This window comes from Citrobacter sp. wls716, assembly GCF_005280975.1.
Lineage (GTDB): Bacteria > Pseudomonadota > Gammaproteobacteria > Enterobacterales > Enterobacteriaceae > Citrobacter > Citrobacter youngae.
The window spans coordinates 38884-55753 of sequence record NZ_SZWX01000031.1 but is presented as its reverse complement, the minus strand read 5'-3'; the positions used below and the strand labels follow the sequence as shown (position 1 = coordinate 55753).

14 protein-coding genes and 2 pseudogenes are annotated in these 16870 nt (G+C 45.0%); 9 read left to right on the top strand and 7 right to left on the bottom strand.

The window, feature by feature from the left end; translation table 11 throughout:
- Positions 1-301: 301 nt before the first annotated feature.
- On the bottom strand, positions 302-760 hold the full coding sequence (locus tag FDX24_RS10355) for a GNAT family N-acetyltransferase (RefSeq protein WP_137364261.1): 459 nt from the start codon (positions 758-760) through the stop codon (positions 302-304).
- A 126-nt stretch (positions 761-886) separates the two neighbouring features.
- Here FDX24_RS10355 and FDX24_RS10350 point away from each other — a divergent pair, with 126 nt between their 5' ends.
- From FDX24_RS10350 to FDX24_RS10340, 4 genes are all read left to right on the top strand, one after another.
- Positions 887-2356: a PLP-dependent aminotransferase family protein gene (locus FDX24_RS10350; protein WP_116360818.1), complete on the top strand. Its 1470-nt coding sequence runs from the start codon at positions 887-889 to the stop codon at positions 2354-2356.
- A gap of 228 nt (positions 2357-2584) precedes the next feature.
- A complete protein-coding gene (locus FDX24_RS10345; protein ID WP_137364260.1) occupies positions 2585-3310 on the top strand; it encodes a GNAT family N-acetyltransferase in 726 nt (241 codons plus the stop codon).
- Between the two features lie 119 nt (positions 3311-3429).
- Positions 3430-3519 (top strand): phage polarity suppression protein, encoded by a 90-nt coding sequence (locus tag FDX24_RS23845; RefSeq protein ID WP_371414770.1) that lies wholly within the window; start codon positions 3430-3432, stop codon positions 3517-3519.
- Positions 3479-3982, top strand: coding sequence for a phage polarity suppression protein (locus FDX24_RS10340; RefSeq protein ID WP_371414769.1), 504 nt, complete (start codon positions 3479-3481; stop codon positions 3980-3982). The genes FDX24_RS23845 and FDX24_RS10340 overlap by 41 nt, the downstream gene beginning before the upstream one ends.
- A gap of 275 nt (positions 3983-4257) precedes the next feature.
- Here the strand turns inward: FDX24_RS10340 and FDX24_RS10335 are convergent, their stop codons facing one another.
- Entirely contained in the window at positions 4258-5601 is a 1344-nt protein-coding gene (locus FDX24_RS10335; protein ID WP_137364259.1) for a hypothetical protein, read from the bottom strand.
- A 19-nt stretch (positions 5602-5620) separates the two neighbouring features.
- A pseudogene (locus FDX24_RS10330) lies at positions 5621-6816 on the bottom strand (integrase domain-containing protein).
- A 563-nt stretch (positions 6817-7379) separates the two neighbouring features.
- Here FDX24_RS10330 and FDX24_RS10325 point away from each other — a divergent pair.
- Positions 7380-7604, top strand: coding sequence for a DUF1272 domain-containing protein (locus FDX24_RS10325; protein WP_137364258.1), 225 nt, complete (start codon positions 7380-7382; stop codon positions 7602-7604).
- Positions 7605-7916: 312 nt separating this feature from the next.
- Here FDX24_RS10325 and FDX24_RS10320 read toward each other — a convergent pair whose 3' ends face one another.
- A complete protein-coding gene (locus FDX24_RS10320; protein ID WP_137364257.1) occupies positions 7917-9068 on the bottom strand; it encodes a hypothetical protein in 1152 nt (383 codons plus the stop codon).
- Between the two features lie 214 nt (positions 9069-9282).
- Positions 9283-10518: a HEPN domain-containing protein gene (locus FDX24_RS10315; protein WP_137364256.1), complete on the bottom strand. Its 1236-nt coding sequence runs from the start codon at positions 10516-10518 to the stop codon at positions 9283-9285.
- A 184-nt stretch (positions 10519-10702) separates the two neighbouring features.
- Here FDX24_RS10315 and FDX24_RS10310 point away from each other — a divergent pair, with 184 nt between their 5' ends.
- Positions 10703-11305, top strand: a complete 603-nt coding sequence (locus FDX24_RS10310) for a site-specific integrase (RefSeq protein ID WP_137364255.1) — start codon at positions 10703-10705, stop codon at positions 11303-11305.
- 92 nt (positions 11306-11397) lie between these two features.
- Here the strand turns inward: FDX24_RS10310 and FDX24_RS10305 are convergent, their stop codons facing one another.
- Positions 11398-12294 carry a helix-turn-helix domain-containing protein gene (locus tag FDX24_RS10305; RefSeq protein ID WP_170973065.1) on the bottom strand — a complete coding sequence of 299 codons (897 nt, stop codon included), beginning with the start codon at positions 12292-12294 and terminating at the stop codon, positions 11398-11400.
- A 133-nt stretch (positions 12295-12427) separates the two neighbouring features.
- Between FDX24_RS10305 and FDX24_RS10300 the strand changes: the two genes are divergently transcribed.
- The 3 genes and pseudogenes from FDX24_RS10300 to FDX24_RS23840 all read left to right on the top strand — a co-directional run.
- Positions 12428-13819 (top strand): DUF1254 domain-containing protein, encoded by a 1392-nt coding sequence (locus tag FDX24_RS10300; protein WP_212732649.1) that lies wholly within the window; start codon positions 12428-12430, stop codon positions 13817-13819.
- A gap of 268 nt (positions 13820-14087) precedes the next feature.
- Entirely contained in the window at positions 14088-14624 is a 537-nt protein-coding gene (locus FDX24_RS10295; protein WP_137364252.1) for a dihydrofolate reductase family protein, read from the top strand.
- Between the two features lie 86 nt (positions 14625-14710).
- A pseudogene (locus tag FDX24_RS23840) lies at positions 14711-14874 on the top strand (IS3 family transposase); the annotation flags it as partial.
- Positions 14875-14985: 111 nt separating this feature from the next.
- On the opposite strand, the gene FDX24_RS10290 reads toward FDX24_RS23840, so the two are convergent.
- The gene (locus FDX24_RS10290) at positions 14986-16665 is read right to left on the bottom strand and encodes an SgrR family transcriptional regulator (protein ID WP_137364251.1); all 1680 of its coding nucleotides are present in this window, start codon (positions 16663-16665) and stop codon (positions 14986-14988) included.
- Between the last annotated feature and the right edge of the window lie 205 nt (positions 16666-16870).

Below are 16870 nucleotides of genomic sequence, written 5' to 3'. Positions count from 1 at the left end.
GAGGTTGCTCCGGCAATATAGAGATGCAAAACAAGTGTAGGGACATTTTATGTGAAAATAAAACCCATGAGCAGTAAGATATGTGCAACGTGTTGAAAATTAATGTTTGTTTATTGATGGAAAGTTTAAAATATATGAATATATCACTTTTTAGCGTAGCGGGTATTTGGTCTCAGAAATCTGATGATTTCGGATTCTGCGGCTTTGCGAAACAGAGCCGCAGACGATGTGTTGAAAAATGAAGGTACAGTACGGGGGGATGTTTACATAGAACTACCCGATTAAATGGGTATTATTTATTTTACATACGGTACTCGATCATCCCACTCTTGCTGGCAACCCAGTCATAAAGGCGCTGACCGCGGAGGTTTGTTTCATGTGTGTGCCAGTATAATCTTGCCACATGGCGCTTGCGGGCGTGTTTTTGAACATACTCGATAAGCTGCTTGCCGATGTGTTTGCCCCGGGTTTCTTCACTAACAAATAAGTCCTCCAGATAGCAATAATCAGACTCCGCCCAGGTTGAGCGGTGAAAGAGATAATGTACCAGACCGACAATTTTACCGTCAGATTTTGCGACAGCGCAGAAAACAGGCTCCACAGGATTGAGAAAACGCCCCCAGGTTAATTGTGTGACCTTGTCTGAAATTTCAGTACGGTAAAAAATCTGGTAATTTATCCAAAGCGGTAGCCAGCCCGCGTAGTCTTGCTGGGTGACGGGTTCGATAGTAATCGGCGCAGTTGTGTTTTGGTTACTCATAGGTCTCCTGATAATTTTAGTCAGAGTGGTTTTCTATGGCGGTTATCCTAAATATTGCGTAAGCCACCGCAAAGAGACACTTTGCAAATATTTCCAGGATCCACTTTTAACGTAAGAGTGAGTGCAATGAAAAAAAATAGTGCACCTTTATTTCAGGAGCTTTTTTTAGAGCAAGGCGTTATTAAGGAACAGGTGTACCATGCGCTACGCAACGCAATCGTAGAAGGTCGTTTGCCGCCAGGGACAAAGATACCCTCAACCCGGGGACTGTCCGAGATGATGTCAATTTCACGGAACTCGGTAATTGCGGGTTATGACCGACTGTTAGACGAAGGGTATATTCAGACGCGCAAAGGCGCTGGAACCTTTGTCACGCCAAGTCTTCCTGACCGCAGCATTAGCGGTCTCTATCCTGAATTACAGCAAGGGGATGAACTGCCTGTTGATGGGCAGCTAAATGCGGATATCGTATCCGTTCGTGGTTTATGGTCTGGCGATGTTGAAGGGCGTGAAATGAACCGTCTGTTTGCCGTCGGTGTGGGCTGTACCGATCTCTTTCCTCATTCATTATGGGGCAAGTTACTGGGACGAGTCTGGAGACAATCCCGGCATCAACTAGGCTCTCATACCAGCCCCTGCGGTTTTTATCCCTTACGGAAAGCAATTTGTCACTACGTGAAAACAACGCGAGGGGTTAACTGTAGTGAAGATCAGATAATTATCGTAAACGGTATTCAGCAGGCGTTAAATATTACTGCCCGGGCGTTGCTTACAAAAGGAAATGACGTTTGGCTGGACGACCCTGGTTATAAAGGTGCGCGTGGGGTATTTATGTCAACAGGGGCAATTGTGAGACCTGTGCCGGTGGATAACGAAGGAATGAATGTTCAATACGGCATTGATCATTTCTCTCATGCGAAACTGGCCTATGTTGTTCCTTCCGATCAGTACCCGCTTAGCGGGACACTCAGTTTATCCCGACGACTTGAGCTACTGGAATGGGCTCGGGTTAACCGGGCATGGATATTTGAAGATGATTACAATAGTGAGTTTCGTTATGCCGCACGCTCTTTGCAAGCCTTGCAGGGATTAGATCAGCATCAGCGGGTAATATATTCAGGGACATTTTCAAAAATGATGTACCCAGAATTTCGTTTAGGTTTTTTAGTTGTTCCGCCAGGATTAAAAGAACAGTTTATCGTGACAAAATATTTTTCCGATATTGGCTCCAGTTATCTTGAGCAGGCGGTACTGGCGAGTTTTATTGAAGAAGGACATTACGCCAGCCATGTACGACGGGTTCGTAAGGCATGCTACGAGAGGCGAACGGCGTTGGTCAATGCTATTCAATGCTATCTTGCCGATAAAATGACCGTTCAGCCTTCTGATTCTGGGGTGCATATTGTCTGCTGGTTGCATGCCGGGTTGACCGGAGATGAGGTCGAACTGAAAGCCAGAATGCTGGGGATGGGGATTCAATCATTGAGTCATTATTATCATGGTGATATCTCCCGGCAGGGGATTATGATCGGTTTTGCGAATCACCCGCCAGAGGTTATTGTTGAGGGTATTCGTCGTCTTGCCCATGCCATGTAGCGTCGCTTTGATGCTGATAGCGATGGCACGTAATAATGTCAGTATTTCTTATTTCCACAACAGTGGCATGACCGGCATTTTTTAATTGCGGATAAGCAATACGGTGCTGATGTTCGGTATAGCATCGTCATGTGGATCTGTTAAAAACATCCATTGTGGTTCTTTTTACCCTGTCAGTTGTCTCTTACTCTGCAGTCATTTGACACTCTATTATAAGAGGTAAATAGCATGTCATCCACGTTTAATGAATTCCAGCAACCCGTTGGTTTAGCGTTACCTGACTGGCAAGGTGCGCGATTTCCTACGGCTCAGCAGATCACCGGTCGTTATTGCAAACTTGAGCGTATTAACGTCGAACGCCACGCAAAGACGCTTTATGACGCCTATTGCGATACGCCTGACTCTCGCGACTGGACCTATCTCGCGACAGGGCCATTCACGACCTTTGATTCTTTCTTAAGCTATTTAACGAAGATTGCGACGCAGACCGACCCCATGCATTTTGCTGTAATCGATTTGGCCAGCATGCAGGCTGTCGGCACGCTGGCACTTATGCGCATTGATGCATCGAATGGCGTAATAGAAGTGGGTTGGGTGACCTATTCATCACGCATGAAACGTTCGCGGGTTTCAACGGAGGTCATGTCGCTGCTGTTAGACTATGTTTTTGAGGGGCTGGGGTATCGCCGCGTTGAATGGAAATGCGACGCGCTTAATGCGCCTTCTCGTGCGGCAGCAACACGCTTTGGTTTTACCTTTGAAGGCATATTCCGGCAGGCCGTTGTTGTGCACCAGCGTAATCGGGACACCGCGTGGTATTCGATCATTGATAGTGAATACCCAGCGCTACGCGAAGCGTTCACTCTGTGGCTTGATGAGGGTAATTTTGATAGCAAAGGACAACAGATTAAGCGCCTGGCAACGCTGATAAACAATGAAAGCATGACGGCATAGGTGCCAATTTTCTCTGGATTTGGCTGGATGTTCTCGGTCTGTAACGGGCACAAAAAAGCCCGCAGGGCTTGCGCCGTGCGGGCTCTTAGGACTTCATCGGATGACTCTGGTAATCACCGATGGAGAATTTTGGTGGGCTGGCGCACATCAGCATTCGCAACCGGCTCCATGACTTTATGCAGCAGCAAGTCAGCACTGGCACGGGCTGAAATGGCGCTGAAAGAGCTGGAGCTGACCTGCACCCGTTATGAACCGGAGGCCGCACAGGCGCTGCGGGATGATATTGACCTGAAAAAATGGGCGGTAAATCAGTCGGCCGGGCAGTACATCCGGTCACATGAGGCCGTGCAGCGTATCAGTATCCGGCGTCAGCTCCACGCTTTTATGCAGGTAAGCGGCGACGCGCTGGCACCGGAATTACTGCATCTCAGCGAACAACCTGACATCGTCAGAGAACGGGCTCTCGACCGGGCGGCCGCCAGTGTTCGCGAAGCGCTGTCCGTTCATGTAACCCGCGGAGGAAATATTGATTACGCAGAGGAAGATCGCGACATTCTGACAACCATCGGTTTCCGGCCTGACAGAGCATCGAGAGACGACAACCGGGCAAAAGAACAGAGTCAGATTTTCATGCGCCGACAGGCCGCGCAGACCCGCAAAAAATCCGCATAAAACGCCCCGAAAATACCCGTCTTTTTAATAAAAATAGCCATGCATGCCTACGCTGCATGGCTTTTCATGCAAAACCCTGAATTTTCCACACCCTGCCGCGCCAGCACTGGCGCGGCCTTAGCCCCTTCACGCACCTGCATTAAAAGCGCCCCACGAAGCGGGCAGGCGTGGCGGGGAGAGCATTGCGCGCGAGTGATTGTAAAAAAATGACAACGAATGACCATATCACTATCGGTGAGCCTGTATCGGTTGATGTGGAAGTCCGTTGTTCATAGTTACCTTGAAAGTTGCCACAAAAAATAATAGTCACTGGATCGTATCTCATCTTTGCTGAGAAAAGCTGATTTGTAATCTATCATTGAACTTACGATGGCACTACCGCCACCTATAGCCGCTAATATACTTCCTATATTTGAAGGTAAAACGCCTGAGTACAGCCCAAAGGCAACCGCTCCAGAACCAAAAATTAATTTATCACGAAGACTGTTTCTCTTTTTTATTTGATAGTCTTTAAGTTTTTTATTAATTAAATTTATTTCAGGCAGGACTGTATCCCTGAATATTTCAGGGAATATTTCAGGCTTTTGCTTCGGTGCGTCAAGCAATAGTCTATGTAGTTTATCTCTATAAACTTTAAACGATTCCTCCTCTCGCTCTCTTAGCTTAATTATTTCTAATGGATCTCGACAATGAATGGTAGGTAGGTAATGATTTATAGACTCAGTGAAGGTGGTAGAATTAATAGACATTGTTTCAGTATTTAACTGACTTGCAACTTTGATTTTATCTTTGTTATCAAGTAAAAGCGAGGAGTTATAAAAATACGAAATCCACTCTTGTTCAATAATGTCATTTACTAACGGAAATACAAGTGAGGGAAGTATGTTTTCTTCTTCAATTTCCTTGCGAGAGAATACATGCTTAGTATTTTTTCTGGATAACTTCCTTAAGTGTTTTGAGTTTGGTTTCCCATCAAAATGGAGATATGACCTTCCATGCTCAAGAATATTGGTTTTATCAAGCACTTCGATGAATACTTCTCCATTCTCAAATTTGTCTAACGAAATAGTGCAGTTAGATAAAAAATACTCGTTAAAAATCGCAGTTAATTCCTGCTCCTTTTTATTTATTCTTTCAGAAAGTGGTTTGGCTAGTGTTTCATGATGATGGGAGCAAAGTGACATGTACCCACTTGAATATTTTATAACTCCTAATGAAAGATAGGGTTTTAAGTAGAAGTACTGGCATATTGCTGTTAGTAATTCTGTTTTTATATAGTTGAATCTCAAATCTTCCCATGAAATATAAAGTAGTTCAAATGGGTTGTTTATATATATGACATCAGCATACAAAGAAGCGAAAGAAACCAACTCATCTAATTTATTAAGGCGGCACTGTAAATTAGCACAGTTAGATACTCCTCCACTTAAGGATGAGTTGGCGATGAAAGAAAAGTTTTCATTGTTTGTTGTTGGGTAAGGGGTTTGGTTTCTTGTTATAAAGTATAAAGTTTCAACAAGCATAAACAAGCTATCTGGTGTTGATTTTTCAATGGATTGAGCAACTCCATCCTGCGTCCACAGTGATATAGCTAAATCCAGCTCATCAATAAATTCCATGCTTTTCTTCCTTTTTTAATTAAACTTTAAATATGGATATCTTAGATCCCCACCAAGACATCAGCTCTTTTCGATGCTCTAAGTAGTCAGAACGGTTGTATGCGCGTCTGACTTCATTCCTATCACTATGTGCCAATGCAGCTTCAATTACATCTGGGTTAAAACTTGCCTCATTCATTGCAGTACTGGCTATAGAACGCAAGCCGTGTGCAACAAGTTTTCCACCATAACCAATTCTTTTCAGCGCAGCATTAGCCGTTTGACTATTCATTGACAGCTTTGGATCATTCCTGCTGGGAAAAACATGTTCACGGTGAGCGCTGATTGGTTTCATCACTTCGAGAATCTCTAATGCCTGAGTTGAGAGAGGAACTATGTGCTCACGTTTCGCCTTCATCCGTTCGGCTGGAATAGTCCAAAGCTTTGCATCGAGATCGATTTCTGCCCAACGAGCACCGGAGGCCTCAGAAGGGCGCACAAGCGTCAGGAGTTGCCATTCAATTAAACAGCGAGTCGAAACAGAGAGATTTGACATCACCAAAGAACGCATGAGTTTTGGTAACTCTTCTGGCCGAAGCGTCGGCATGTTTTGCTTTTTGGGTTTCTCAAAAGCCATACCAATACCTGATGCGGGGTTGGCATCAATCAAGCCAGTGTTAACCGCATAAATCATTATTTCGTTGATACGCTGTACCAGTCTACGAACTGTCTCCAGCGCCCCACGAGCTTTGATTGGCTCAAGAGCTTCAACCAGTGTCCGGGCTTTGATTTGCTGAACGGGGATCTCACCGATGGCAGGGAATACATCTTTCTCCAGTGAGCGCCAAATGTCTTTTGCGTAATCAGGGGTAACGCTTTTACTTTTGAGCTGGAACCAGTTAGCTGCGACCGTTGAAAAAATACTGTCCAGTGCTATTTGCTGCTGTTCCTCTGCAACTTCAGTTTGAATTTGCGGGTCGAGTCCGTTGGCTAATAAGGCAAGGTAATCCGCTCTTAATCCTCGGCATCAGCAAGCGATAGGGCGGGGAAGGCACCGAGCCCCATCATTGTCCGCTGCTTTGTTACCGGACGTTGATAGCGAAAGCGTCAGAGCTTTTTGCCACTAGTTTTCACTATCAGGAAAAGCCCGTCGCCATCGTGCAGCGTTAGATCCTTCTCTTACGCCTTAGCGCGCAGAACTTCGGTGTTGGTCAGGGGGCGTGTTGTCCGTGCCACTGTGGCCGCTCCTTCATGAATTGGTATACGTTTTTAGGTATACATCCTACCGTATACCTAAACGTATACCAATAATCACCGGATTTAGCCGGATGTTCTCGGACAACGTCAGACACAAAAAAACCCGCAGGGCTTGTGCCATGCGGGCTTTCTGTACTTCACCGGACGTATCCGGATCATCATTTGCTGGCGTCCCTGTAATTGGTGGGGGAGGTGGTTGAGTTTGTTGGGTATTTTGATTTTTTATGGGGAAGGGAAGGCGCAAAAAGAGTGGCGATGATGTTGATATGGAAGGGGTTTTTGTATCTATTTGATTTTTAAGTTGATTGTTGAAAGCGGGATTTTCCGTGTTGGTTTAGGCTTTGGTGGAAGTTGTAGGTTGGTCGTTTTTTCCAAGAAGTGAGAGTTTCTGCCGAATAATTCACTCTCTTGAATTTTCCAGACTGTAGACCATGCTCATCTAATACACGTGAAAAACAATAGCGTCATCTATCGCAAAAGGAGATACGGGTAGATGGCCTTTGGTATAGCCAATGATGTCCCTTTAACAATAAGAGAGCACCATGCTTGAACTTCGTCCTAATTGCGAATGCTGTGATAAAGATCTGCCACCTGAATCAAAAGAGGCATACATTTGTTCATTCGAATGCACGTTTTGCGTCGATTGCGTGACCCAACGGCTTAATTGTCAGTGCCCAAACTGCGGAGGGGACCTGGTGCGACGTCCAATACGCCCGGAAGCATCCCTCCTGCGTTACCCTGCATCCAGTCTGCGTCACTTTAAATAGTAGAGATGAAAACTATGTTCGCTCCTTGCTAATAACGGCCTTCGTGATTCTGCTAGCCGTCTGCATAGTGCCAGAAGCAGACATTGTGAACCTGACTGTAGGTCAGATATATAAAAACTCATGGCCCGCTTTGATGGCTTACATACCGTCTAATGGCGCTCTGTTACATTCAATCGAAATAAGCCACTTATAGATGGACTGAATGAAAACAGTAGGCACATATTTTGAATTAAGAAATGTACATCGCGGTTACTTTAAGTTCTGGAAATGCACATTTCTAAAAAAAATTAAATACAAATCTAATTTATTGGTTTATATTAAATAGCTATTAAGATAACCAATCAATCCTAATTTACGGACTTCAATATTTAATTCAAAATCCAACATAAATTCTGGAACTCTTTCTCTATATGGATCGCATATGATTATTTTTGCTTTTTTGTTTGTATCAAGGAAATTTAAAATTATCTGATTAACATGTTCATCACCAAAACCATAGCCGATGATTACAAGTTCTTCAGAGTCATGGATTCTTTTTTTAAATTCTTCAAATAAACCAATAGGAGCTACTTGTTCAAATCTTCCGGTAAATTTATGCCCTCCAGATAACAGCGAACGTCGAAAGAATTGTAATTCTCCGGTGTCGTCCTCGACAAATAGCTCATTGACCCCTCTGCTGCCTGTTCTCTGACAGTAATCAAGGCTTTTCCTTTCAATTCCCCTTATTGCAGCAATACATTCTCCAAAACTAGTACTATCTGATTTAAGGTATTTTTCTTTATCTTCAACTGCAAAAACATCTAAAGCTCCGTGGAGTTTTAAAATATTTAAACCTTTTTCATTAGAGTTGAATAAATCTAGTCTATTTTCTGTAAATTCTTCTTTCGTAGCGATCCTGAAGTTTCCAATTGAATTGTAGTTATGATCGACATGTTGTCTAAATCCATCTTTGAATTTTATATGATAGTAATTGCATAATTCCTCCGTCATTACGTCATGGTTCAAAGAAAAAACATTAACAAGCCCATGCTGCTCTAATAGTTTTTTTATTCCGCTACAATCTTGAAACTTAAGCATCATATTAAATAAGGATTTGCACTGTATTTCAAGCAACAGAAGATGAACACATTCAACGGTCTGAGACACAAGTCCATGCAAAGCCTGATAGTTCTCTCCTTTTTCACTTAGCATCCATAGTTCTAAGTGCTTTATCATTTCTTCATAGTTTAGATCATCTCTCCCTATTAATGTTTTAAACTTATCTTTAATTATGGCCTGACCATGAAAGTTATAGAGATTTGTATCAAGCCTCTTAAGAATGTTCGTTTGCAAAATGTTAGTGAATTGTTTCACCAACGGCATGCCAAAATCAACTGATGCACCGGCGCCTATAAAAATATTCAACATTCTATGCTCATCTAAAAATTGGTGGATTGTTAGTAATTTAGCTGATTTTGAACTCAATGCCCATCCTGTAATGAAGCAGGGCTACTATTGAGGGGACGAACAATAGTGTTCCGACATGGGAAAGGATGATAATCAATCCCAATGACGTATTGATATGGTTGAATGATGAGTGTGGTTCACGTGTCCGCTCTTCGCTCACAGCGGACCTCCAGCTCAGTTAACTAGTCCGCTTCGTGCCATAAGCGGACATTATCCATTACACTAATGTGTTTTAATTAGTAGTCTGCAACAGCGGAAATGATTTATATTTACTTTCCCGGATCATTGGCTGCAATTCATCAATTGATTCGAATTTCTCGTTTATTTTCAAGTCTAGCAATTTGAAAATTATGGAGCGGCTAAATATTAACGCTTTTTTCAACTCATTTTCTCCAATGTTATTAGACCCTGCATGGACTACTTTAGACCTTAATTCATATAGTTCTTTGACGTAATCTTCAATTTCTAAGCATTCATCTACTGATTCCCCACTTATATAAGCACATTGTTCAGCCATGCTAGCTACTATAGAGGCAGTAATAACACTACGTTCATTAACTTTGAAAAGTGCTTCAAGCGCAATTACGACTTTAAGTAAGGCGCTTGATCTGTTTTTATCGAGATAAGCTTCTCCAATCCATTCAACTGCTCTGGAGAGTTTTCTTTCAAGTTTGGTACTCGGAGATAAAACCGCATTAAAAAAATTCGTCATCGCGCTTGCTTTTTTTTCTGGAAAATAAGCAGTCAGATCAGTCAAGTCAATGATTTGATCTTGTTTGCGTTTATTTTCAGTCCTTCCATAAATTGAGCCTTCCGTATAAATAATCGGTGGTTCGGATGGAGAAAACTCATATATAAGAGCACCTATAGAAAACTCCTTACCTTTCTTCGCCAATAAGAAAGCAAATGACAATTCTAACGTATTGAAAAAAGTGTCTGCAATTTCTGAAGCTTTATAGGAATCTAATGATTTCACACATAATTGAACAACAGTTTTTGTAGTTTGCGGTTTACTAAAGAAAGGGTCAGAGAATGGAAGTTTTATATGACTTGCATGGCGAGGTACCTCATAAAAACAAAATGGCCCTAGATTTACAGGGTGAGAACCATTTTTTATATTTCCACCAAATACTTGTTTAACAACCCTATGTTCCGTTTGCTTAACTAAACTTAAACTATCAATGAGTTTTTTGAAATATTTAACACGAACTTCTACATCATCATCCGAGTGATCACTACAATCAAATAAGGTTTTTTCAATGTAATATCTAAAATATATATTTGAAATAAATTGTCCATCTTTGGTTTTTGACAAATCATCTAATCCTTTTTCAAAAGATTCATTGTCAGTGATTTTAATGATGTTGCCAATTAACCCATCGTGAGAAAATATTCTTTTTTCGACTGTTGATTTATTTAATATACATGATTTAAAAATTCGACTGGAAATATTTTTGTTATTACTCATTCTGGATCCTAAGGTGATGGTGTAAACTAATACCGTCAATGTTTATCATGATACTGTATCTCTTTTGAAACAATAAATGGGAATTGGTCAAAATTCAAGAGGTTAACAATTCATCAGTTATATCAGCTTTTCGCTCATAAGGGACAACCATACTCAAATCTCCCACATTTCAGGAGATTTGAGTATGAACACGTCCCCGTGGAACAAAGACCGTATCATAGGCCAAAAAAGACCACTTCAGATATCTCATATCTGGGGTATCCGAATCCGACTTGAACTGGAAGGTAAAACGCGCGATTTAGCTCTGTTCAATATGGCCCTGGACAGTAAACTTCGGGGCTGTGATCTGGTTAAGCTAAAAGTCTCTGATGTTGCATATGGCAGCTCTGTTTCAAGCAGAGCAACGGTGTTGCAACAGAAAACCGGTAGCCCTGTGCAATTTGAGATAACCAAAGGGACAAGAGAAGCTGTCGCTGCATTAATTAAGCTTGGCAATTTGCGCAGTAAAGATTTCTTGTTCCGGTCTCGGGTCGGAACTAACCAGCACATATCAACCCGACAATACAACCGAATCTTTCATGGATGGGTAGAAAAGCTTGGTCTCGAAGATTCGCTTTACAGCACACAATCCATGAGAAGAACAAAACCTTACCTGATCTACAAGAAAACCAAGAATCTTCGGGTGATCCAACTTCTGTTGGGCCATAAGAAACTGGAAAGCACAGTCCGTTATCTGGGCATTGAAGTCGATGATGCGTTAGAGATCTCTGAATCGATTGAAGTCTAAGGTTGCCAGGGCTGCAACAGCAGCCCTGTGCCAAAAGTGGGCCTAACCCACTTTTGTTAGATGGACAAATACTACACAGGGCTTTATGGCTTCTATTGCCTAAAATCTGGTTTCCCCATTCTTTGGCGAAATTCGCCGGGCGTGGTATTCGCGTTGCGCCTGAAAAACTTCACAAAGTTGGTGGTTTCATTAAATCCGAGTTGCACAGCTATTGAAGCAACGGGTGTAGCTGAATGCACAAGTAAACGTTTTGCCTCAAGGATAATTCGTGCGGTAACAAATGCCTTTGCTGTGACTCCTGCTTCTGCTTGTGTTGCTCGTGAGAGGCTTTTCTCCGTACAGCTGAGTTGGTTAGCGTAGTGCGTCAGGCTATGCCAATGATGGTAATGTTGCTCTACCAGTAGTTTGAAATCGTTAAACCTTTTCGCGGTAGTAGCGTCCTGTTGGTGTGGTTTGCCACCCTGTAAAATCTGGAGTCTCATCAATACTGTGGTGAACTGGTGATACAGCAAAGCGTTAATGTCTGATCGGCTTGCTTTCAATTTGGTATCACGCTTCATCCTCAATAAAGCATCAGCTATCGTTTCGTAGGATTCACCTTCAAGGGAAAAATGACCAGAGATGTTTGATACCGCTTCGTGAGATGGAGTGTCAGAAGGTCGTGAAATGTTCGTATCTGGGGAGAAAAGAAATTCTGCTTTGAAGAGCACTACCCACCCATTCCATTTGTCATCGTCCCCGAAACGGTGAGCCTGTCCTGGTGTCAATACGAGAAGCGAGCCAGTGCAACATTCTATTTCTTTAAAATCGACTAACTGCGTACAGCTACCATCAGTTACCAAAAGCAACATACCAAAAGCATAACGGTGTGGGATGCTCATCTGAACCCGACCAAAACGAGATCGTAGATTCTCTACAGAAAAAATCTCAAGATCGAATGAATAATCCCCACCAGGCTGATACTCAAGGCGAGCAATGGAAGTTGTCACTATTTGTCCATTTTTTACCATTATTTAACCGTAAATGACCCTTATCATTATCTTTTTGGGTCCTATAATGACCACATCAAATCAACGTAGCATCTGATGTGTGGTTGATGCAACTATGACGAAGGACGGAATAATGAGAAGGGCGCTCAAGGTAATGATCACCGGATGTATGCTCGCTATTTCAGCGGGAGCACTCGCCGCACCAAAGGGGGATAGATTGGAAGAAATGAAAGCTATAGCCAAAGACGCTTATGAATACGGTTTCCCGGTGGTAGAAAGCTACCGCATTATGAATGCCTACACGTTGAATACGAAAAGCCCTGAGTACAAAGCGCCATTTAACGAGATTAAAAACGTACCTCGTGTGTTCACTTCTGCTGATCGCGCTATTCAGACGCCAAACTCTGATACGCCTTATTCATTTGCCTGGCTTGATCTACGTTCTGAGCCTGTAGTGTTGACGCTGCCAGCCGTAGATAAGAACCGTTATTTCTCGGTTCAGTTATTCGATGGGTACATCCAGACGATAACATTTTTAGGGAGCCGCACTACTGGCAATGATGGTGGTCACTATCTTATTGTTGGGCCATCCTGGAAAGGTGAGAAACCGAAAGGCATTGATAAAATCATACATGCCGAAACGGAAATGGTATTTGCCGTCTATCGTACCCAACTTAAGAACCCTGATGATCTCGATAATGTGAAACACGTTCAGGCAGGGTACAAAGTTGAAACCCTGTCTGCATTCACGCAGACTCCGGCACCTAACAAAGCTGCTGATGTTCATTTCATCCAGCCATTAACCCCGGCAGAAGAGCGCACTTCACCTGAGTTTTTCAATGTGCTGGCGTTTGCCCTCCAGTTTAATCCGATCATACCGGAGGAAGTAGAGATTCGTGAACGTTTAGCAAAAATTGGCATAAAAGCCGGAAAGCCTTTCAATGTTGGCGCGTTGTCAGACGAAGAAAAAACTGCTCTCGTTGAGGGAATGAAAGAAGGACAGCAAGAGATTGATGCTGTTCTGGCTCGTAGTAAATCCCCGGCTGAACTTTGCGGAACCCGCGCATTCTTAGGTAACGACTATGTACGCCGTGCCGCTGGTTCTCAGGCGGTGCTCTTTGGTGCAGTAGGTGAAGAAGCCTACTTTACAATCATGAATCATGACGCAAAAGGGGAACCGCTGGACGGGAGTCATCAACGGTATGTGATGAGGCTCCAGGAGGGGCAGCTTCCACCATCTAATGCTTTCTGGTCATTAACTGTTTACGACTTGCCAGAGCGCCAACTGGTGGATAATCCTCTCAATCGCTATCTGATTAACTCTACGATGTTGGGCGACCTGAAAAAAGAACCTGATGGTAGCGTGGTTCTGTACATTCAAAATGATGCGCCAGATAAAGATAAAGAATCAAACTGGTTACCAGTGCCAAAAGGTAAGTTCATTATGTTCTTGCGCACATACTGGCCTAAAGAATCCGTTCTTGATGGAAGCTGGAAAGCGCCAGAGATAGAAGTAGCAAAATAACCTTTCTGAAATGCGTCCGGGGCTTCCTGGACGCACATTCTGATAACCATTCTAAAAGAACTCGTCTGTTAAAACCTCCTGCACAAACTGACAGTCTGCACCTCAGAAAGCCGCAGTACTAACATTTGAAGTTTTTGTAATACAGTTAAGTTTATGTCCGCTCTTCGCTCACAGCAGACCTTCAGCTTAGGTAACTTGCTCGCTTCGTGCCTAGAGCAGACATTGTTAAACTCAACGAGATAGATGCAACCTGAATACGGAGCACTTGATGGTCACCACCCATGCTTTCATCGCGGTCAGTCTTGATGGTTATATCGCTCGACAGAATGGCGATATCGACTGGCTGTTGAAGCGCGATGACCCGACAGAAGACCATGGCTATGCCGCATTCATCGCGGACAAAGATTGGATCATTATGGGGCGAGGCAGCTATGAGAAGGTGCTGACTTTTGACGAATGGCCTTATGATCGACCCGTGCTGGTACTTTCCCGGCAGCTAACCAATACCCCGGTGCCTGAGGCGCTGAAGGGCAAAGTGCAGTTTTCATGCCGCACGCCCAGGGAGGCTCTTACTGACCTGATGGAGAAGAACGTGCACCGGGTCTATATCGATGGTGGGCAGTTAATACAGTCGTTCCTGCGCGAAGGTCTGGTTGCCGATATCGTTATCACAACTGTTCCTGTTCTGCTCGGTTCGGGAAAACCGCTGTTTGGAGTACTGCCCCATGATATCGATTTGACGCTATTATCCAGCCGCAGCTTCCCTTCGGGTCTGGTGCAGTCGCACTATAGGCTGACGTCATAAGCTGAGTTTAAGCACAGTGGCGACCTCCGCTAAAGCGAGAAAATGCCTCAGTTGCCAGCAATACTGTTTTACTTCTACAACCTTGCTTCAGTTCGCTGAAAAAGCAGTGCATCAGAAAACGGGCCTACAAAACCCAGGATCTGGATCGTGCAGATATCTTCGATGACATTGACCTGTTCAGCAATCGGAGCTGGAGGTAAAGTTTTCTTGGGGCGTCAGTACAGAGGCCTTTGAACAGTCTCCGTCGTGAGGACGTAGCCAATGCAGATGACCAAACGTTCTCCGAACCCAAATCTCGCACTTCCCTCCCTTACCCTTAAAGGCCTTTAAAGGCCCTTTAGCGAGCTTTTGCGGGCGTGCATTATTCGAGCCAAAGTTGGCTGAAATCCGGCCATCCCAGCGTATTTAAATCCCGCCAGGTAAATGACTTCTCGGTCGCAAATTCCATCCAGTGATGCAGCAAAGGAATGACATATCGCTGATGGGTAATCTCATGGAAAAAGGCGGCAATCGTAGCGAACGCCTGTTCATCGTCGCTGTTCAGAATCGCCGGTAACAGCGCGTTCAGGTTTTGTCGCTGGGCTTCAGGCAAGCGTGTAAACAGCGTGGTGGACGCCAGCCATTCCAGAAAAGCCGGAACCGAAAGGGTATCAAGCATAAAGTTGCTAAGCCAGATATCCGCGGGAGGGCGCGGCTGGTTGTTGAAGTGGTCAAATGCGTCGATCCGTATTTCGGCGCGAATATGCCAGCGTTCAAGCAGGCGGCGAATTGCTCCGGCAAGCTCCACCAGTTCCGGTTGCTGAAAGGTACTGATAATAACCGGCTGACGCAGGTTAAACGGCGCGGTGATCCCGCCGAAATCCACCGGGCGGTGGTTCCACTGCGGCAGCATGCCCTGAGCAACGGAGAGGATGCGTGCGTATTCGTCGGGAAGTTGCGTCTGGCTGAGGAGTTCGACAGGTTGCAGCAGGTAATTGATAAACCGCCTTCCGGCCTCATCCGCAAAGGCACCGTCACGGTCGAGCAGCACAAAGCAGCACCCCTGCTCCAGACTGCGCTCGTTGAGCGGGCGGTCATCCTGCGCCTCTTCGCCCCGCAGCAGGGGAATAAAGCTCATGCTGATATTCTCCGGTGCCCAGGTAAAAATGGTGATCTCATCCAGCCCGGGCCGCGCCTGGTGCCAGTGTTGATTGCGCCGCAGGACCATAAAGTTGTCGCTGTGCTCCTGCAGGTGGAAAGCGCCGGTACAGCGGATGTGTCCGTGCTGGTAATCGAACAGCATTGTCGGCTGAGTGGCGAGCAGGCAGTCGAGACGCCTGACCGGGTGATGCGTTTCAATCACCAGATGCCAGGGGGCGTCAGCGATGATGGTTTTGATTGGGCTGAAAAGCGGTGCGAACTGCGGGCTCTGGCTGGCGGCGAGCAGGCAACGCTGAACGGCGCTGGCATCCAGTTCGCTGCCATCGGCAAAGCGGGCGGTGGATTTCAGCCAGAACTCCCAGCGGGTAAACTCCTCGTTGTGGGTCCAGTAGTGGGCGATATCGGGGACGATCCTGCCCTGCACGGCGTCATAGCGCGTCAGCCCACTCAGGCACTGGCGCAGGAGGTGGCGTTCGGTTCGCCGCAGGGGAACGAGCGGATTAAGCGGATCCAGATTGCGATAGTAGGGGATGCGCACCCGCGTTTCGCTGCTTTTATCCTGTACCCCAAAGCGCCACAGGCTCAGGCGATCCAGCAGATACTTGTCGTTGCCGATAAATCGTAGCACGTTGCCGTAATCCTGCTTCTCCAGCAGCTTATTGACGTTCTGGCTGAACAGCTTTTCCGGTGAGGTTAACAGGTGGAGCCGTGAGCGCTTGCCGCGTCCGCGCTGGGGCTGCCATTCGAGCCATTTTTCCTGATGCATCTTTTTCAGCGCAATCCGGCAGTTACGCACTGAACAGCCAAAGATGGCGGCGATCTCCTGCATCTGTAATTCGTGCGTCTGACCTGCGCCGAAGCGGGCGTGCAGCCTGTGAAAATGCGCCTCGAAGATACTCATATGATGGCCTCCCGCCGAACGCGATTTCCTCTTTTATCCCTTTCTGACGGCTTCTGGCGTGATTGTCCTCATAAAATTTCCGGTTTTAAGCGAAAACCGGAAATAACTTTCGTCTTTGATTGCTGTTTTTTTAATCATCTTCGGTACGGATACTGAAGGTGTTCGGAGCAGAACCTGCTGTTGTGCGAATCCCTGTCATAAAGAC

What these genes read in the sequence shown, in the direction of transcription:
- FDX24_RS10355 (WP_137364261.1), bottom strand. Translation starts at nt 760, where the DNA reads ATGAGTAACCAAAACACAACTGCGCCGATTACTATCGAACCCGTCACC.
- FDX24_RS10350 (WP_116360818.1), top strand. Translation starts at nt 887, where the DNA reads ATGAAAAAAAATAGTGCACCTTTATTTCAGGAGCTTTTTTTAGAGCAA.
- FDX24_RS10345 (WP_137364260.1), top strand. Translation starts at nt 2,585, where the DNA reads ATGTCATCCACGTTTAATGAATTCCAGCAACCCGTTGGTTTAGCGTTA.
- FDX24_RS23845 (WP_371414770.1), top strand. Translation starts at nt 3,430, where the DNA reads ATGGAGAATTTTGGTGGGCTGGCGCACATCAGCATTCGCAACCGGCTC.
- FDX24_RS10340 (WP_371414769.1), top strand. Translation starts at nt 3,479, where the DNA reads ATGACTTTATGCAGCAGCAAGTCAGCACTGGCACGGGCTGAAATGGCG.
- FDX24_RS10335 (WP_137364259.1), bottom strand. Translation starts at nt 5,601, where the DNA reads ATGGAATTTATTGATGAGCTGGATTTAGCTATATCACTGTGGACGCAG.
- FDX24_RS10325 (WP_137364258.1), top strand. Translation starts at nt 7,380, where the DNA reads ATGCTTGAACTTCGTCCTAATTGCGAATGCTGTGATAAAGATCTGCCA.
- FDX24_RS10315 (WP_137364256.1), bottom strand. Translation starts at nt 10,518, where the DNA reads ATGAGTAATAACAAAAATATTTCCAGTCGAATTTTTAAATCATGTATA.
- FDX24_RS10310 (WP_137364255.1), top strand. Translation starts at nt 10,703, where the DNA reads ATGAACACGTCCCCGTGGAACAAAGACCGTATCATAGGCCAAAAAAGA.
- FDX24_RS10300 (WP_212732649.1), top strand. Translation starts at nt 12,428, where the DNA reads ATGAGAAGGGCGCTCAAGGTAATGATCACCGGATGTATGCTCGCTATT.
- FDX24_RS10295 (WP_137364252.1), top strand. Translation starts at nt 14,088, where the DNA reads ATGGTCACCACCCATGCTTTCATCGCGGTCAGTCTTGATGGTTATATC.
- FDX24_RS10290 (WP_137364251.1), bottom strand. Translation starts at nt 16,665, where the DNA reads ATGAGTATCTTCGAGGCGCATTTTCACAGGCTGCACGCCCGCTTCGGC.